Below are 17,922 nucleotides of genomic sequence, written 5' to 3' on the forward strand. Positions count from 1 at the left end.
GCTCCTACAGGGGCGGCGTACACCATTACGGGACGCTTCGCACAATAGATTTGATTGAATTCCATTTTTCGCAGACTAGTATCGGTTTCTGGTTTTACTCCGGAAATTACCACTCATGTCTGAGCCCTTCTGCTCTCCCGCCCTCAGTGGCGAGGTAAAACGCCAACAACTTTCCCGCTTCATCCTGATCACCTGCATTGCCCTGATCAGCTTCTTCCCGATCAATATTCTCCTGCCGTCGTTCCCCTCCCTGGCCGCCCAATTCGACACTCCGACGGCCGACGTCGCGCTCTCCATCAGCCTGTTCACACTGGTCTTCTCCATCTCCCAACTGATCGCCGGCCCGTTGTCGGACAAATGGGGGCGCAAGGAAGTGCTGCTCGGCTGCATCACGCTGTCGATTCTTGGCGCAATAGGCTGTGCACTGGCGTCGGACTACCTGACCTTCCTGCTGTTTCGCACGGTGCAGGCCATGGGCTGCGGCTTCTTCGTCCTGGGTCACGCCCTGGTGGAAGACCTGTTCGACGCACAGGACCGGGCCCGGGTGCGCCTGTACTACATGACCCTGAGCGGTTCGTTTGTCGCACTATCCCCGCTGATAGGCTCCTGGCTGCAAACCACATTCGACTGGCAAGGCAGCTTCTATGGATTCGCGGCGATGGCGCTGGGCATGTTGATCCATGCGTTCTGCATCCTGCCGTCCAAATCCGCCAGCCCCCATCGCGCGCCAGTATCCATCATCGCCACGCTGAAAGCCGTCGCCGGCAATCGCGATTTCCTACGCTACTGGTGGATCGCCGCGCAGGTGTTCGCCTGCTACTTCGCCTTGATCAGCGTGACGCCGCTGATTTTCATGGACGCGCTGAAGCTTTCCGAATATCAGTACGCGCTGGTGCTGATGGTGTACGGCGCGGCTTATCTCCTCGGCGGGGTGGCAGCCTCGTACCTGCAAAAACGTATCGCGCTGTCCCGGCAAATCAATATCGGTCTTGGGTTGTTGCTCGCCGCGGGTGTGCTGCTGGCGCTGATTATCATCTTTGAAGCCATTACCACAGTGACTCTGCTCATCCCGATGCTGATCAGCGCACTCGCGGTCACCCTGGTTCGTCCCGCCGCAATTTCGGCGGCGATGCTGTTGTTTTCAAGCAGCGCGGGCACAGCAGCATCAGCAGGAAATAGCATCATGTTCCTCACTGCTGCCGTCAGCAGCGCAGCGCTTGCACAAACCGGCAGTCATTTGCTGATCACGATTGCCGTGAGCTTTATCATTTTCAGCTTGTGGGGTTGGCTGACCAATGCGCGGGTCGGACACTGACACTTTCCCCCTGTAGGAGCGAGCTTGCTCGCGAAAAACGCATAGACGACGCGGGCTACCTGATAGCGCGGCGTCATCGTTGACGTGCTTCGCGAGCAAGCTCGCTCCTACAGAGGAAGAACGGTCACAACCAGATGGCGTCCCATAGCGGGTACTGGCCTATATGCTCGACCAGCCCTGCACGCAAGGGATTGGCCACGATATAGCGGGCCATTGCTTTCAAATCTTCCTCCCGACGCAGTGCGCGGTCGAAGTAGCCTTTTTTGCCATAGGGTCCCGAACGAACACCTGGCCTGGTTGATGGCACGGGCACTTCGCGACTTGGTGATTCGCATCAGCCTTGGCAAGTCGCCGTTATGCAACTCGATCAGCCAATGGAAATGGTCAGGCATGACCACCCAGGCCAGCGAAGTCGCCTCACCCTCGTCCTGAGCCTGCCTGAACTCACTGACAAGCAGGCGGCCGATGCGCCAGTCCTGAAAGACCAACTGCCGTTGATGGATAACCGCAGTGATCAGGTAAATACGGCCCGACTCCGAACAGCGCCCGATGCGCAGCCGATGTGCACGTTGCTGGGTGAACATTCCTTCGTCCTCTTCTGTGAGTGGAAGAGAAACGGTAGGCGCAGCGACGTCAACCGGCCTCTAAACAGTGGTTCTGAATATGTCCCCCCCTGTAGGAGCGAGCTTGCTCGCGAAAAGCGTCAACGATAACGCAGTACTATCAGGAGGCCCGTGTCGCCTGTTCGTTTTTCGCGAGCAAGCTCGCTCCTACATCAGATTGGTTGATCCGGGCATGCGTCGCCACGGCGCTTTTCGCCATTCCCTCCAGCCGCCAGCGGTGTAGAATCGGCCCTATTCATCGCCAGTCATCCCCCGGCGGGTTTATGAGCTCAAGGCCACTGCGCACGGCGATCCCGTAACGTTTGCGGCAACTTCCGGACACACGGCCATTTTTCGGGTGTTCCAGACGTCCATAGAAGCTCACTCCCCTTAGCACCTGATTAGTTTTGATTAGCCGCCCGGAGGGCTCAAATGCCAGATTACCGCTCGAAAACATCCACCCATGGCCGCAACATGGCCGGCGCCCGCGCACTGTGGCGTGCCACGGGGATGAAAGATGACGACTTCAAGAAGCCGATCATCGCGATTGCCAACTCGTTCACCCAGTTCGTCCCCGGCCACGTCCACCTCAAGGACCTGGGCCAACTGGTCGCCCGCGAGATCGAACGCGCTGGCGGCGTGGCCAAAGAATTCAACACCATCGCGGTCGATGACGGCATCGCCATGGGCCATGACGGCATGCTGTATTCCCTGCCGAGCCGCGAGATCATCGCCGACTCCGTGGAGTACATGGTCAACGCCCACTGCGCCGACGCCATCGTGTGCATCTCGAACTGCGACAAGATCACCCCCGGCATGCTGATGGCGGCCCTGCGCCTGAATGTCCCGGTGATCTTCGTCTCCGGCGGCCCGATGGAAGCCGGCAAGACCAAACTCGCCTCCCACGGCCTCGACCTGGTCGACGCCATGGTCATCGCCGCCGATTCCAGCGCTTCTGACGAGAAGGTCGCGGAATACGAGCGCAGCGCCTGCCCGACCTGCGGTTCGTGCTCCGGCATGTTCACCGCCAACTCGATGAACTGCCTGGTGGAAGCCCTGGGCCTGGCCTTGCCGGGCAACGGTTCGACACTGGCCACCCACAGCGACCGCGAGCAGTTGTTCCTGCAGGCCGGCCGCACCATCGTCGAGCTGTGCAAGCGCTACTACGGCGAGAACGATGAGTCGGTGTTGCCGCGCAACATCGCCAACTTCAAGGCGTTCGAAAACGCCATGACCCTGGACATCGCCATGGGCGGTTCCACCAACACCATCCTGCACTTGCTGGCCGCCGCCCAGGAAGCCGAGATCGATTTCGACCTGCGCGACATCGACCGTCTGTCCCGGCACGTGCCGCAACTGTGCAAAGTCGCGCCGAACATCCAGAAGTACCACATGGAAGACGTCCACCGCGCCGGTGGGATCTTCTCGATCTTAGGTTCCCTGGCCCGTGGCGGCCTGCTGCACACCGACTTGCCGACCGTACACAGCAAGTCCCTCGCCGAAGGCATCGCCAAGTGGGACATCACCCAGACTGACGACGAAGCCGTGCACACCTTCTTCAAGGCCGGCCCGGCGGGCATCCCGACCCAGACCGCGTTCAGCCAGTCGACCCGTTGGGACACCCTCGACGACGACCGTGAAAACGGCTGCATCCGCAGTGTCGAACATGCCTATTCGCAAGAAGGCGGCCTGGCCGTGCTGTACGGCAACATCGCCCTCGACGGCTGCGTGGTGAAAACCGCCGGTGTGGATGAGTCGATCCATGTCTTCGAAGGTCGCGCCAAGATCTACGAAAGCCAGGACAGCTCGGTACGCGGCATCCTCGCCGACGAAGTGAAAGAAGGCGACATCGTGATCATCCGCTACGAAGGCCCGAAAGGCGGCCCGGGTATGCAGGAGATGCTCTACCCGACTTCGTACCTGAAATCCAAGGGCCTGGGCAAAGCCTGCGCCCTGTTGACCGACGGCCGTTTCTCCGGCGGCACCTCGGGCCTGTCCATCGGCCACGCTTCGCCTGAAGCCGCTGCCGGCGGCGCGATTGGCCTGGTACAGGACGGCGACAAGGTGCTGATCGACATTCCGAACCGCTCGATCAACCTGTTGATCAGCGATGAAGAACTGGCTGCACGCCGGGTCGAGCAGGACAAGAAAGGTTGGAAGCCGGTCGAGAAGCGTCCGCGTAAAGTCACCACCGCATTGAAGGCCTACGCTCTGTTGGCGACCAGTGCCGACAAGGGTGCGGTGCGTAACAAGGCAATGCTCGACGGGCTGTAAGGCTCGCCCATAAAAATGCCCCGCCAAGTGCGGGGCATTTTTTTGCTGGGAGAAAACCTCAATAACCATGAGGATCAAATGTGGGAGGGGGCTTGCCCCCCGATGGCAGAGGGTCAGTCGATACATCCACAGCTGACCCACCGCTATCGGGGGCAAGCCCCCTCCCACAGTTTGACCGTGTGAACCCAATCAAGTGTGGGAGGGGGCTTGCCCCCGATAAGCAAGCGACTCGGTCTTACTGGATTTCGTCAGGCTTGACGATCACCCAGTTCTTATCCGCCGTCACCGGCAACCCTTCCTTGGCTTGGGCGGCCGCGTGTTTGACCATCATGCCGTTGAGCTGGGTCATGTACTTGTCTTTGCGGTTGACCCACAGGTGGACGCCGCCCTTGGCCACGTCCACATCGTGGAACAGCATGTAGCCGTCGCTGGTGGGCGTATCGCCGCCGACGATCACCGGCTTTTTCCATTCGTCGATGTAGGTCAGGATCGCGGCGTGCTTGCCGGCCATCCAGGTCGCCGGGGTCCACAGGTAGGGGGTCAATTCCAAACCGAGGTTGGCTTTTTCGTCGTATTTACCGGCCGTGATCTGCTTGCGCGCGGTTGTCAACTCGCCAGTCGCGCGGTCCTTGAGCAGGGTGCTCACGCCGATGACGTTCTGCGGTTTGACGTTGTAGCCGTACTTCGGATCGGCGGCAACCATACGCACCAGCTCTTCCGACGCGGCGGTCATCACATACACCTCGATGCCGTTTTCCATCAGTTTGTTGTACAGCTCGGCCTGGCCGGTGAAGACCTTCGGCGGTTGCACCTCGGAGTTCTTCACCACGTCGCCTTCGAAATAGCTGACTGGCACCGGCTTGCCGGACGCCATCAACTCATCGACCTGGACCTTGAGCTCCTTGAGGGTAAAACCTGCAAACACCTGGGCCACCCACGGGTAGCAGACCATGTCGTCCACTTCGCACAGGCGATAGTAGTAACTGAACAGACTTTCCTTATGGTCGGCGGTGTCTTTGAAGGGCATCAGTTTGAGCGACGGGTCGAGGCTGTCGCGGGTGATCAGGCCCTTGTTTTCCATGTAGGGCAGCAGGGATTCTTCGAGGTCATAGCGGTAGCTGGTGTTGTCCATGTCGAACACCGCGAAGTTACCCTTGTTGGCGTTGGCGGCGATCATTTCGTTGAGTTGCTTGGCGGCCGGCGCCGGCCAGTGTTTCAACTCGGTGGCGGCGAACGCCTGGCTGGCGAGTCCGAGGCAGAATGCGGCGGATACGAGTAGTTTCGGCGCGAGCTTCATAGGCGTTGTCTCCTTGAGTGAAAGACATCGACGCTAACAAATCCCTGTGACAGTTTTCGTCCGGGCACGACCGCTTGCGTTCTGATTCCGTCATTGCCATGCGCCAGAGCGCCAACCACTTATTCCAAAAACGACAGACACCATTCCATATCGGTATTAAATCAATATATATCAAGCTGTTAGGCTTCCCGGTTCGCAATCGCAGGCTCACGCGATTGGCAGCACTCTCAACGGAGCTTCAATGAATCTGCCCCTGATTCTCAACTTACTGGTGTTCGTGGTCCTGTTGCTGGGCCTGGCACAAACCCGTCGGACAAACTGGAGCCTCGCCAAGAAGGTCCTGTTCGCCCTGATACTCGGCGTGGCGTTTGGTACGGGATTGCACGCTATTTACGGCGACGGCAACCCTGTCCTCAAAGCCTCCATCGGCTGGTTCGATCTGGTCGGCAACGGTTATGTGCAGTTGCTGCAAATGATCGTAATCCCGCTGGTGTTCGCTTCGATCCTCAGCGCCGTGGCGCGCCTGCACAACGCCGCGTCCCTGGGCAAGATCAGCTTCCTGACCATCGGCACCCTGCTGTTCACCACCGCGATTGCGGCGCTGATCGGCATCGGCCTGACCAACCTGTTCGGCCTCACCGCCGAGGGCCTGGTGGCCGGCACCCAGGAAATGGCGCGCCTGCAAGTGATCCAGAACGACTACGCGGGCAAGGTCGCCGACCTGAATATCCCGCAGTTGCTGTTGTCGTTCGTGCCGGCGAACCCGTTCGCCGACCTGGCACGCGCCAAGCCGACGTCGATCATCAGCGTGGTGATCTTCGCCGCATTCCTCGGCGTGGCCGCGCTGCAACTGCTTAAGGATGACGCGGAAAAAGGCCAGAAAGTGCTCAACGCCATCGACACCCTGCAAGCCTGGGTGATGCGCCTGGTGCGCCTGGTGATGAAGCTCACGCCCTACGGCGTATTGGCGCTGATGACCAAGGTGGTGGCCGGCTCCAACCTGCAAGACATCATCAAGCTCGGCAGTTTTGTCGTGGTCTCGTACCTGGCGCTGGGGCTGATGTTCGTGGTGCATGGCCTGCTGCTGTCGCTGGCCGGGATCAACCCGCTGCGCTTCTTGCGCAAGGTGTGGCCGGTGCTGACCTTCGCCTTCACCAGCCGCTCCAGCGCAGCGGCGATCCCGCTGAGTATCGAAGCGCAGACACGCCGCCTGGGCATCCCGCAGTCCATTGCCGGTTTCGCCGCCTCGTTCGGCGCGACCATCGGCCAGAACGGTTGCGCCGGTCTCTATCCGGCAATGCTCGCGGTGATGGTCGCGCCGACAGTCGGCATCAACCCGCTGGACCCGCTGTGGATCGCAACCCTGGTAGCGATTGTGACCTTGAGTTCGGCAGGCGTTGCCGGCGTGGGCGGCGGTGCGACGTTTGCCGCGCTGATCGTGCTGCCGGCGATGGGCTTGCCGGTGTCACTGGTGGCGCTGCTGATTTCCGTGGAGCCGCTGATCGACATGGGCCGCACTGCGTTGAACGTGAACGGTTCGATGACGGCGGGGGCGATTACCAGCCAGATCATGCAGCAGACGGATAAAGAACGGCTGAATGCGGATGAGCATGCGGAGTTGGCGCAGGCTTAACGACTAGACCTGTGGCGAGGGAGCTTGCTCCCGCTGGAGTGCGAAGCGCTCCCAAGATTTTTGGGGCCGCTGCGCAGCCCAGCGGGAGCAAGCTCCCTCGCCACAATAAGCGCGCCAAACCTTTAGGCTTTTTCCCACACCTCGAAGCTGTACGCCGGCTTGTCACCTTCGGCTGGGTTCTGCAGATTGGAAACCAACTTCCACTGGTTCTCATCAAACGCCGGAAACCACGCATCCCCTTCCGGGCTCAGCGCCACCCGCGTCAGGTACAGGCGGTCGGCCTGCTCCAGACCTTGGGCATAAAGCTGCGCACCACCGATCAGCATCAGCTCGTCCACGCCCTGTTCCAGTGCCCAGGCTTCAGCCCGCGCCACGGCGGCATCAAGCGACGGAAAAACTTCCGCACCTTCCAGCGCAAGATCGGTCTGACGGCTAACCACAATGTTCAAGCGCCCCGGCAGCGGTCGGCCCAGGGAGTCCCAGGTCTTGCGCCCCATGATGATCGGCTTGCCGAGCGTGGTGGCCTTGAAATATTTGAAATCCCCCGGCAAATGCCAGGGCATGCTGTTGTCGACGCCGATCACACGGTTTTCACCGAGGGCTGCGATCAGGCTTAAAGGGAGAGTTTTTTTCATGGCGACGAGAATACCAGAGCCACGCGAGGCGTACCCCAACCGGCTGCACAGCGGTTATGCTCCAAGCTCACTGACCCAACAGGACAGCGCGTGACTGCACTGAACCCCCTGCACAAACTCTGGCTGACGGAAACCGTGCGCCTGCGCGAAGAACACGCCGGCCCGCTGGAAGACCTGGAAGCCAATCGCCTGGCCCGCACGGCCGGCGGCGACCTGCCGACGCGCATTCAGCGGCGCGCCCTGCACCTGGCCGAGCGCGATGGCCTGACCGCCGCCCTCGGCCGCTGGCTGCAAGGTGCCCGCTTAGCGCTGGTGCTACTGGCCGTCGTCGCGGTCATCAGCGGTGCCGGCCTGGCCTTCGCGGCGCTGGGCAATGGCCTGACCCCGGTGAATGTGTTCTGGGCCCTGGGCAGCCTGCTCGGTTTGAACCTGATCTTGTTGATCAGTTGGGCCCTGGGCCTGCTGTTTGCCGGCGAACACAGCGCCAGCCTCGGCCGCCTGTGGCTCTGGCTCAGCGAAAAACTCGCGCGCGATGCCAAAGCCGCACAACTGGCGCCGGCGTTGCTGCTGTTATTGCAGCGCCAGAAACTCAACCGCTGGGCCGTCGGCGTGCTGGTCAACAGCCTTTGGTTGCTCGCGCTGCTCAGCGCGCTGGTAATCCTGCTGACACTGCTCGCTACCCGGCGCTACGGCTTTGTGTGGGAAACCACCATCCTCGGTGCCGACACCTTCGTCGCCGTGACCCAAGCCCTCGGCGCCCTGCCCGCCCTGCTTGGTTTCAACGTGCCAACGGTGGAGATGATCCGCGCCAGCGGCGATTCCGCCCTGAACATCGAAAGCGCCCGCCAGGCCTGGGCCGCCTGGCTGGTGGGTGTGCTGCTGATCTACGGCCTGTTGCCCCGGTTGATCCTTGCCCTGCTGTGCCTGTGGCGCTGGAAACACGGACGCGCCGCCCTGCGCCTGGACCTCAACCTGCCCGGCTACAGCCAACTGCGCGAGCGCCTGATGCCGAGCAGCGAGCGGCTTGGCGTCAACGATGCCGCACCGCAACAGTTGCACGCCGTCAGCGGCGGCGTCAGCGAACTGCACAGCGACGGCGCGCTGTTGGTCGCCATCGAACTCGACGACCAGCGCCCGTGGCCGCCAAAACTGCCGGGCAACGTGAAGAACGCCGGCATCCTCGACAGCCGCGAATCGCGCCACAAACTGCTGGAACAACTGACCCGCTTCCCGCCCGCACGCCTGGCCATCGCCTGCGACCCGCGTCGCTCGCCCGACCGGGGCAGCCTGGCGCTGATCGCCGAACTGGCGCGCAACGCCAGCGCCACCCGCGTGTGGCTGCTGCAAGCGCCGCCCGGCCAGGCGCTGGACGCCGAGCGCCTGGGCGATTGGCACGCGGCGCTGCAACAATTGGAGCTGCCGTTTGCCGATTGCGCGCCGTTGAACTGGCTGGAGAGCGGTCATGACTAAACCCCTGAAACTCGCCGTGGTCGGCCACACCAACGTCGGCAAGACCTCGCTGCTGCGCACGTTGACCCGCGATGTCGGTTTCGGCGAAGTCTCCCATCGCCCCAGCACCACGCGGCATGTCGAAGGCGCGCGCTTGTCGGTCGAGGGCGAAGCCTTGCTGGAACTGTATGACACCCCCGGCCTGGAAGACGCCATCGCCCTGCTCGACTACCTGGAACGCCTGGATCGCCCCGGCGAACGCCTCGACGGCCCGGCCCGCCTCGCACGTTTTCTGGAGGGCAGCGAAGCCCGCCAGCGTTTCGAACAGGAAGCCAAGGTGCTGCGCCAACTGCTGGCCTGCGACGCCGGCCTGTATGTGATCGACGCCCGCGAGCCGGTGCTGGCCAAGTACCGCGACGAGCTGCAAGTGCTGGCCAGTTGCGGCAAGCCGTTATTGCCCGTGCTCAACTTCGTCAGCAGCGGCGAGCATCGCGAGCCGGATTGGCGCGAAGCCCTGGCCCGCCTCGGCCTGCATGCCCTGGTGCGGTTCGACAGCGTCGCGCCGCCGGAAGACGGCGAACGCCGCCTGTATGAAAGCCTCGCCCTGCTGCTGGAAAATGCCCGGCCGCAACTGGAACGGCTGATCCTCGACCAGCAAGCCCAACGCCAGGCCCGCCAGCAAAGCGCCGCGCGGTTGATCGCTGAACTGCTGATCGACTGCGCCGCCTGCCGACGCAGCGTGGTCACTGAAGACGAGCCGCAAGCCATCGGTGATTTGCGCAAGGCCGTGCGCCAGCGCGAGCAGCGTTGCGTGGAAGCCTTGCTCAAGCTGTTCGGCTTCCGCCCGCAGGACGCCGCCGCCAGCGACTTGCCGTTGCTCGACGGGCGCTGGGGCGATGACCTGTTCAACCCGGAAACCCTCAAGCAACTCGGCGTGCGCGTCGGCGGCGGGATTGCCGCCGGCGCGGCCGCCGGTGCCGGGGTCGATCTGCTGGTGGGCGGGCTAACCCTAGGCGCCGCCGCGCTGGCGGGCGCCATCGCCGGTGGCGCGCTGCAAGCCGCGCGCAGCTATGGCGGCCGCCTGTTGGGCAAGATCAAGGGCCAGCGCGAGCTGACCGTCGACGACAGCGTGCTACGCCTGCTGGCCCTGCGCCAACGCCAACTGCTCAAAGCCCTGAACCTGCGCGGTCATGCGGCGATGCACAGCATCAAGGTCGACACGCCGCAGGACAAAACCTGGCGCGAAGGCAAGCTACCCGATGCCCTGCACAAGGCCCGCGCCCATCCGCAATGGTCGTCCCTCAACCCCCACGCCAAATTGAGCCAGGCCGAGCGCCAGGAACAGGTCGAAGCCTTGGCCGCCCGGCTCGACGAAGCGTGACCGCGCTTATTAGTGTGCGTACCACTCAAAACCCAGAAAGGTCGTACACAACGTGCGGATCAGCTCTTTATCGGCCTTGTCCGCGATACCGTCGCGGTCGATGTCACTGTTGGTAAACGACTCCAGCACCCCGTCGCCATCGCCGTCATAGGCGGCCGCCTTGTAGATCAGCGAACCCTTGCACTGCGCCGCGGTGCGCTCATGGAAGTCCAGCTTGACCGCGTTGGGTGTGCCTGTTTTGCCGTAATGATCGACGTACATCGTCAGCGTGCGCTGCCAGTGGCTGCGCCGATTGAACCAGTTCAACTTCAAAAAGCTGTCGGCGAAGCTGTCCACCCGGTGTTTTTCCAGCATGCCGGGCCGGGTGGCCGGGCTCAGGTCGTCCGCCCATTGCAGGTCGACCTTGCCATCCGCGCTCATGTCCACCGCAAAGATCTCGTGGATCAGTTCATCGGGACAGCCAGCCCGCTGCTCATAGAAGTGCAGGATGACCGTGTCCGCATGACCATTGCCGCTCATGTCCTGGGCCGTCACTTTCAAGTAGCGCATCAGCGTTGCTCCTTAGATTGAAGAAGCAAGCACCTTAGTGATCCGAGCACCCAGGCTCTAGGCGGCGCATCTGCGTTTGGCGTAAGGCCCGTCTACGCGGCCAGTAGCCGTGCGGCCTTGGCCTTGAGTGCCTGCAGATCGAGCACCGGCACGTGTGGTTGCTTGGCCTGTTCGTCCCAGTGGCGCAGACGCAGGCTGACCGCGTAGAGCGGGTCTTGCTCGAAAGCCCGCGCTTCGTCAGGCGTCATCACCCCACCTTGATAGGCCAGCGTGCGGCGGCTGGCTTCGCTCAACCGGGCGTAGTAGTCCGGCTGGCTGAAGGTCAGGTAGCGCTTGGCCTGGACGTGATACTCCACCAGCCTGGCCAGGCGCTCGCTGAAACCGGCGCGGCGCAGGTAATCGGCGCCCAGCCGCTCATGGCCGACCACGCCATAGCCCCCCATGTTCGCCCCGCCCTGGCCGCAAAGATGGCCGATATCGTGGAAGAACGCCGCCAGCACCACTTCATCGTCGAAGCCTTCGGCCATGGCCCACTGCGCGGCCTGGGACATGTGTTCGAGCTGCGATATCGCCTCGCCGATGTAATCCGCCGTGCCGTGTTGCTCGTACAGGCCGAAGACCTCGGCAATCACCTGTTCCGGGGTCTTCATGCCTCACCCCATAGCGCGCTGATATTGCGCTCGGCCAACGCCGGCCCCACGCTCATGCCCACGCCGGTATGCATCAAGGCGGCACTGACGCCGGGCGCCACCCGCAGGAACGAGAACGGCGCAGGCCCGCGTGCGCCATAGACGCCCTGCCAGCGCTCGACCACCTGGATCTTGCAACCCAGGGTCTGCTCGGCCAGTTCGAGCATCCAGTCATCGACCTGCTCGGCATTGAACGGCGACGCATCGCGGCCGTAGTCGTGGGAGTCGCCGATGATCAGTTCGCCATGCGGCGTCGGGCTGATCAGCAGGTGAATCCCGTGCTCCTGCAGGTGCGGTGCCTCGTGCAGGATCTGCGCCTGCACCGCCGCCGCTTCCGGCAGGTCGGCAAAGGCGCCGTAATGCACGCAACTGAGGCCCGTGAGCAAAGCGTGTTGCAGGTTCAGGTTGAGCGCCGGCCGCGCGCGCAGCATTTGCAGGCGGCAGACATGCGGGTTGAGTTCGGCAATCGCCTCGGCCAGCAGGGTTTGGTAGTCGTGGCCCGAGCAGACGATGATCTGCGCGCCACGAAAACTGCCCGCCGTGCTGTGCAACTGGCCGGGCTCGACGTCGCGCACCAGGGTGGCAAAGTGAAACTCCACCTGCAGTTCCTCGCGCAGGTAGTGGATCAGCGCCGGTATCGCCTCGCGCGAATACAGTTGCTGATCGTCCTTGCCATGCAACGCCGCGCGGTGATGACGGAACTGGCCGCCGTACAGATCCCGCAACGCCGCGCCTTGCAGCAGCTCGACGTTGTAGCCGTGCTCCAACGCACGGCCAGCGCAGAAGGCTTCCAGCAGATGTTCTTCCGCTTCGCTGCGGGCGAACAGGTACGAGCCGTTGCGCTTGAGCTGCAAGCCGGCCAGCCGCGCCCATTCGCCCCAGATATCGCGGCTTTGCCGCGCCAGGTCGAGCATCGGGCCTGGCGGTTGGCCGGTGACCAGGGCCTGGCCGAAGTTGCGTACCGAGGCGCCCAACGGGGTGGCGCTGCGCTCGAACACCTTGACCTTGAGCCCGCGCTTGGCCGCCGCGTAGGCGTGGGACAGGCCGAGGATGCCGGCGCCGATGATCAGCAGGTCGCTGTGGTGTGTCATTTAGTGATGTCCTGTTTTCAAGACCGCTATCGGGGGCAAGTCGAATCGTCGCACCGCCCCTCCCACATTTGAATGTGTTCACAAACCAAACGTGTGGGAGGGGCGGTGCGACGATTCGACTTGCCCCCGATGAGGCCATCAGCCCAAACGGAGTACTTACTGACCCGCCACCTTCTCCGACTTACCGTCATAGCGCTTACGCCATTCAGTCAGAATGCTGTCGCGGTTTTTCGAGGCCCAGGTGAAGTCGTTCTTGATCAGCCGCTGCTCGTAGTCCGCCGGCAATTCGGTCTGCGGCTTGGCGATGCCCGGCTGGGCGAGCACGGCGAAGTTGTCCTTGTACAGGTCCATCGCGGCGGTGCTGGCGGAGAAGTCGGCGAGTTTCTTCGCCGCATCGGCGTGGGCGCTGCCCTTGATCACGGCGGTCGCTTCGATGTCCCAGCCCAGGCCTTCTTTCGGCAGGATGATGTCCAACGGCGCGCCCTGGCGCTTCAACTGCACGGCCGGGTATTCGAACGAAATGCCGATCGGGAACTCACCCGAAGCCGCCAGCTTGCACGGCTTGGAACCGGAGTGAACGTACTGGCCGATGTTCTGGTGCAAGTCGTCCATGTACTGCCAGCCCTGCTTCTCGCCGAAGGTCTGCAGCCAGGCGCTCACATCCAGGAAACCGGTGCCAGACGACGCCGGGTTAGGCATCACGATCTTGCCCTTGTACTCGGGCTTGGTCAGGTCTTGCCAGCTCACCGGCTTGGTCAGGCCCTGCTTCTCGGCTTCGACGGTGTTGAAGCAAATGGTCGCAGCCCAGACGTCCATGCCGACCCAGGCGGGCGGGTTGGCGGCGTCGCGGTAGTGTGTGCCGATCTTGTCCAGGTCCCTGGGCGCGTAGCTCTCGAGCATGCCTTGCTGGTCGAGGATCGCCAGGCTTGAAGCCGCCAGGCCCCAGACCACGTCGGCTTGCGGGCGGTTTTTTTCCGCGAGCAGTTTGGCGGTGATGATGCCGGTGGAGTCACGTACCCATTTGATTTCGATGTCGGGGTTGGCTTGTTCGAAGGCTTTTTTGTAGGTCTGCAATTGCTCGGCTTCGAGGGCCGTGTACACGGTCAGTTCGGTCTTGGCGAAGGCATTCAGGCTGAATGCAGTGAGTACGGCAGCGACCAGCGCCAGGGGCTTGAACATGGAATACCTCCTTCAGGGTTATTGGCCCGGCGCGGTCTGGCGCCAGGCTTGGGAGCGGCGCAACACGCCACGTGAGGCCCACGCCAGCAGCAGCGAAACGCCGGCGGAGGTGAACAGGATCAAGGTGGACATGGCCGCCGCACCGCCCACATTGCCGGCGTCGTCCATGTTCAACACGGCGACGGCGGCGAGGATGGTGTCGGGGCTGTAGAGGAAGATCGCGGCCGAGACGGTGGTCATCGCCGACACAAACAGGTAGCGCACGATGTCCAGTAGCGCCGGCAGGCAGATCGGCACGGTCACGCGCAGGTAGTGGCGGTACAGCGGCGCCTTCAGCGACAGCGCGGCGGCTTCGAACTCGGCGTCCAGTTGGCGCAGCGCGGTGGTGGCGGTCATCTGCGCGGTGGTCAAATAATGAGCGATGGTGCACACCACCAGCAGCGTCATGGTGCCGTAGAACACATGCAGCGGGTTGCCGCTGAGGTTGAAGAAGAAGACGTAGCCCAGGCCCAGCACCAGGCCCGGCACGGCCATCGGCACAAAGCTGAGCATGCGCAGCGCCAGGTTGAGGCCCTTCTGGCCCTGAGTCTTTTCCATCAGGTAGGCGCCGGTGAAGATCAGTACGCTGCCGATCAAGGCGGTAAACAGGGCCAGGGTCAGGCTGTTGCGGTACGCCAGCCAGCCGCCGCCGGCCGTGTCTTCGAACTGGTAGTGGTTGAGCGACAGCGACAGGTTGTAGGGCCAGAACTTCACCAGCGACGAGTACACCGCCATGCCGAACACCAGCAGCAACACCGCGCAGATCAGCAGCACAATCGCCAGGTAACAGGCATCGCGCCGCCGCGAAGGTGCCGGCTGGAACACCTGGGCACGGCCCCCCATGGCATCGCCCTGACGCCGACGCAGCCAGGCGTCGACGCCAAAGCTGAACAGCGCCGGCAGCAGCAACACCATGCCGATCAACGCCCCGCGTCCGAACTGTTGCTGGCCGACCACAGCCTTGTAGGCTTCCAGCGCCAGCACCTGATAATCGCCGCCGACCACCACGGGTACGCCGAAATCGGTGATGGTCAGGGTGAACACCAGGCAAAACGCGGCGAACACCGCCTGGCGCGTGGCCGGCCAGGTGATGCTGCGAAACGCCCGGGCCGGGCTGGCGCCCATGCTCGAGGCCGCATCGAACAAGCGCGCATCCGCCAGGGAAAGCGCCGACAACAGGATCATCAAGGCGTGTGGGAAGGTGTAGATCACTTCGCCGAGGACAATGCCCCAGAAACCGTAGATGTTGTCCGACAGCAAACCGCGCAACAGGCCCTGGTTGCCGAACAGGTACACCAGCGCGATCCCCGGCAGCATCGACGGCGCCATCAACGGCAGCAACGACAGCCCGCGCCAAATCGCCTTGGCCGGGATCAGCGTGCGTTGCAACGCATAGGCAAACAGATACGCCAGCGGTACGACGATGGCTGCCACGCTGAGGGAAACTTTCAGGCTGTTACCGAGCAGCCAGTGGAAGTTGGCGCTGCTGAGCAGTTCCCGTGCCGCCACCAGCCCGCCGCCCTGCCCGGCTTCGCTGCTGAAGCCGCGCCAGAAGATCGCCAGCAGCGGCAGCAACACCGCGACGCCCAGCAGGCACAACCACAGCCATTTGCCGCCCAGCACGAAAAGGCGGTCGCCCAGCTCGGCACGAGACACCCGCCGCGCAACGGGCAGCGTCATCAGCGCACCCATGTCAGGCAAACACCTGCAGGCTGCGCGGTGGCAACGCGACCCAGATGTCCTGGGCGCCCAGGCGCGGCATGGCTTCCGGGGCCAGTTCGGCCAGCAGCGGATGACCGGGCAGTTGCGCCAGTTCAAAGCTCATGCGGCAACGGTTGCCGAGAAAGGTGATCTCGCGGACCTTGGCCGCAAACAGGTTCTCTTCATGCACCGGCGGGTTGACGCTGATCGCTTCCGGGCGGCAGAACAAGCGCCCGGAGGTGGCCGCGCCGGCATCCTCGGCCAGGCGCATGTGCATCCCGCCGACCTGGGCGTGGCTCGCGCTGCTGCGGCTGAACGGCAGCCAGTTGCCCTGGCCGACGAACTCCGCCACGAACGGCGTGGCCGGGCGGTCGTAAATCTCTTGGGGCGTGGCGTATTGCTCGACCTTGCCGTTGTTCATCACGGCAATGCGGTCGGCCATCAACATGGCTTCGTCCTGATTGTGGGTGACCATCAGCGTGGTGATGCCCAGGCGACGCTGCAGTTGGCGCAGCTCGGTACAGAGGTGCTCACGGACGCGGGCGTCGAGGGCCGACATCGGCTCATCGAGCAGCAACAGCGAGGGGGCCGGCGCCAAGGCACGGGCCAGCGCGACCCGTTGTTGCTGGCCGCCGGAGAGTTGGCCGGGGTATTTCTTTTCGCTGCCGAGCAGGCCAACCAGTTCAAGCATCTGGCCGACGCGCTTGCGCACTTCATCGCGACCGCTACCGGTGAGGCCGTAGCCGATATTCGCTTCAACGGTGAGGTTGGGGAACAGCGCGTAGGACTGGAACAAAATGCCGTAGTCCCGAGCCTGGGGCGGCAGCAGGGAAACATCCCGTTCGCCCAGGTAAATCTCACCGCTGTCCTGGTGCTCCAGGCCGGCGATGCAGCGCAGCAGCGTGGTCTTGCCGCAACCGGACGGGCCCAGCAGGCACACCAGCTCGCCAGCGGCGACGTCCAGGGACACGTTGTCCATCGCGGTAAAGGCGCCGAAACGTTTCTGGATACCCCGCACCTTCATTGGCGCGCCGGGTTGGGTCAGGGCTGTGTTCATGAAGGCACCTCATCAAACGGATGAGGGCCATGCTAGGCAGGCAATGCGTCCCTGGTGTGGCAGAAAGGCAAAACGTGGCGATAGTGGTATTGGTGGATTTGGGTAGGGTTTATCCAGAGGGGGGTGGCCTTGAGGGCCAATCGGGGGCAAGGCCACCAGCACTTTTCAGATCGGCGACATTTCCTGCGCCAACCCAAGAAAAGCAGCAGGCAGGCGAGCGCCTTTTCTTTCCTTGAGGCAGTAGAGGTACTCAGCAATCTGCGGCGCATTCTCGATGCTCAGCACCCGCAACTGCGGGTCATGGGGCACTTCCTGACGGGCGATGATGCTGATGCCGATATTGCGCAGCACCGCTTCACGAATCGACTCGCGGCTGCCGATTTCCAGCAGCGGCCCGTAACTCACGCCCGCGCCCTGCAGCATCTGTTCGGTCAGGCGTCGTGTGGTGGAGCCGGCTTCACGCATCAACAACGTATGCCCGGCAAGCGCGGTCAACGGCACATGATCGAGCGTCGCCAACGGGTGGTTGCGATGCACCGCCAGCACCAGCGGGTCGGTGCCCAGCACACGGCGAATCAGGCGTGGGTCTTCCAGCAACTGCGAGGACGCCGCAACGTCGACGCGGTAATCATCCAGGGCTTCGAGCACCTGTTGGGAGTTGCCGATTTCCACCGACACCTCCACCTGGGGCAGGCGCTCGCGGAAGGCTTTGACCAGGTCGAGGATGTAATACGGCGCCGTCGCGGCAATCCGCAATGCGCCCTGGACCTGACCACTGTTACGCAGGAAAAACTCAATGTCCGCTTCCTGCTGCAACAGCGTCTTGACCATCGGCAGCAGGCGCGCGCCTTCGTCACTGACCGTCAAGCGGCGGCCACCGCGATAGAACAACTCGACGCCGTACTGGCTTTCCAGGTTGCGAATCTGCGTGGTGACGGTGGGCTGGCTCAGGCCGAGTTTTTTCGCCGCCTGGGTGATGCTGCCCAGGCGGGCGACCATAAAAAACGCCTTCAACTCGGCACTCAGCACGC

Annotated in this window: 14 protein-coding genes and 1 pseudogene; 5 read left to right on the forward strand and 10 right to left on the reverse strand. The window is 63.0% G+C overall.

Annotation, left to right across the window (positions count from 1 at the left end; genetic code table 11):
- Window positions 1-115: 115 nt before the first annotated feature.
- The gene (locus tag P3S72_RS28760) at window positions 116-1,315 is read left to right on the forward strand and encodes an MFS transporter (RefSeq protein WP_276195310.1); all 1,200 of its coding nucleotides are present in this window, start codon (window positions 116-118) and stop codon (window positions 1,313-1,315) included.
- Window positions 1,316-1,439: 124 nt separating this feature from the next.
- Here P3S72_RS28760 and P3S72_RS28765 read toward each other — a convergent pair.
- Window positions 1,440-1,899: pseudogene (locus P3S72_RS28765) on the reverse strand (transposase).
- A 450-nt stretch (window positions 1,900-2,349) separates the two neighbouring features.
- Between P3S72_RS28765 and ilvD the strand changes: the two are divergent.
- On the forward strand, window positions 2,350-4,191 hold the full coding sequence (gene ilvD / locus P3S72_RS28770; RefSeq protein ID WP_276195311.1) for a dihydroxy-acid dehydratase: 1,842 nt from the start codon (window positions 2,350-2,352) through the stop codon (window positions 4,189-4,191).
- A 235-nt stretch (window positions 4,192-4,426) separates the two neighbouring features.
- Here the strand turns inward: ilvD and P3S72_RS28775 are convergent, their stop codons facing one another.
- A complete protein-coding gene (locus P3S72_RS28775) occupies window positions 4,427-5,488 on the reverse strand; it encodes a haloacid dehalogenase-like hydrolase (RefSeq protein ID WP_276195312.1) in 1,062 nt (353 codons plus the stop codon).
- Window positions 5,489-5,729: 241 nt separating this feature from the next.
- Between P3S72_RS28775 and P3S72_RS28780 the strand changes: the two genes are divergently transcribed.
- Window positions 5,730-7,121: an L-cystine transporter gene (locus P3S72_RS28780; protein WP_276195313.1), complete on the forward strand. Its 1,392-nt coding sequence runs from the start codon at window positions 5,730-5,732 to the stop codon at window positions 7,119-7,121.
- A 122-nt stretch (window positions 7,122-7,243) separates the two neighbouring features.
- Here P3S72_RS28780 and P3S72_RS28785 read toward each other — a convergent pair whose 3' ends face one another.
- Window positions 7,244-7,756: a dihydrofolate reductase gene (locus P3S72_RS28785; RefSeq protein WP_276195314.1), complete on the reverse strand. Its 513-nt coding sequence runs from the start codon at window positions 7,754-7,756 to the stop codon at window positions 7,244-7,246.
- Between the two features lie 90 nt (window positions 7,757-7,846).
- Here P3S72_RS28785 and P3S72_RS28790 point away from each other — a divergent pair, with 90 nt between their 5' ends.
- Both P3S72_RS28790 and P3S72_RS28795 read left to right on the forward strand, forming a co-directional pair.
- Window positions 7,847-9,226 carry a DUF2868 domain-containing protein gene (locus tag P3S72_RS28790; RefSeq protein WP_276195315.1) on the forward strand — a complete coding sequence of 460 codons (1,380 nt, stop codon included), beginning with the start codon at window positions 7,847-7,849 and terminating at the stop codon, window positions 9,224-9,226.
- Window positions 9,219-10,586: a GTPase/DUF3482 domain-containing protein gene (locus P3S72_RS28795; RefSeq protein ID WP_276195316.1), complete on the forward strand. Its 1,368-nt coding sequence runs from the start codon at window positions 9,219-9,221 to the stop codon at window positions 10,584-10,586. The genes P3S72_RS28790 and P3S72_RS28795 overlap by 8 nt, the downstream gene beginning before the upstream one ends.
- A 9-nt stretch (window positions 10,587-10,595) precedes the next feature.
- On the opposite strand, the gene P3S72_RS28800 is transcribed toward P3S72_RS28795, so the two are convergent.
- From P3S72_RS28800 to P3S72_RS28830, 7 genes are all read right to left on the reverse strand, one after another.
- A complete protein-coding gene (locus tag P3S72_RS28800) occupies window positions 10,596-11,135 on the reverse strand; it encodes a hypothetical protein (RefSeq protein WP_276195317.1) in 540 nt (179 codons plus the stop codon).
- A 92-nt stretch (window positions 11,136-11,227) separates the two neighbouring features.
- Window positions 11,228-11,785, reverse strand: coding sequence for a phosphonate degradation HD-domain oxygenase (locus tag P3S72_RS28805; protein ID WP_276195318.1), 558 nt, complete (start codon window positions 11,783-11,785; stop codon window positions 11,228-11,230).
- Complete coding sequence (locus P3S72_RS28810; protein WP_276195319.1) at window positions 11,782-12,915, reverse strand: TIGR03364 family FAD-dependent oxidoreductase; 1,134 nt, start codon at window positions 12,913-12,915, stop codon at window positions 11,782-11,784. Before P3S72_RS28810 ends, P3S72_RS28805 begins: the two co-directional genes overlap by 4 nt.
- Before the next feature lie 156 nt (window positions 12,916-13,071).
- Window positions 13,072-14,094 carry a putative 2-aminoethylphosphonate ABC transporter substrate-binding protein gene (locus P3S72_RS28815; RefSeq protein ID WP_276195320.1) on the reverse strand — a complete coding sequence of 341 codons (1,023 nt, stop codon included), beginning with the start codon at window positions 14,092-14,094 and terminating at the stop codon, window positions 13,072-13,074.
- Between the two features lie 18 nt (window positions 14,095-14,112).
- Window positions 14,113-15,825 carry a putative 2-aminoethylphosphonate ABC transporter permease subunit gene (locus tag P3S72_RS28820; protein ID WP_276195321.1) on the reverse strand — a complete coding sequence of 571 codons (1,713 nt, stop codon included), beginning with the start codon at window positions 15,823-15,825 and terminating at the stop codon, window positions 14,113-14,115.
- Between the two features lies 1 nt (window position 15,826).
- Window positions 15,827-16,891, reverse strand: a complete 1,065-nt coding sequence (locus P3S72_RS28825; protein WP_276195322.1) for a putative 2-aminoethylphosphonate ABC transporter ATP-binding protein — start codon at window positions 16,889-16,891, stop codon at window positions 15,827-15,829.
- Window positions 16,892-17,056: 165 nt separating this feature from the next.
- The gene (locus P3S72_RS28830) at window positions 17,057-17,920 is read right to left on the reverse strand and encodes a LysR family transcriptional regulator (RefSeq protein ID WP_276195323.1); all 864 of its coding nucleotides are present in this window, start codon (window positions 17,918-17,920) and stop codon (window positions 17,057-17,059) included.
- Window positions 17,921-17,922 lie beyond the last annotated feature (2 nt).

The organism is Pseudomonas sp. D3 (assembly GCF_029320995.1).
GTDB lineage: Bacteria > Pseudomonadota > Gammaproteobacteria > Pseudomonadales > Pseudomonadaceae > Aquipseudomonas > Aquipseudomonas paraveronii.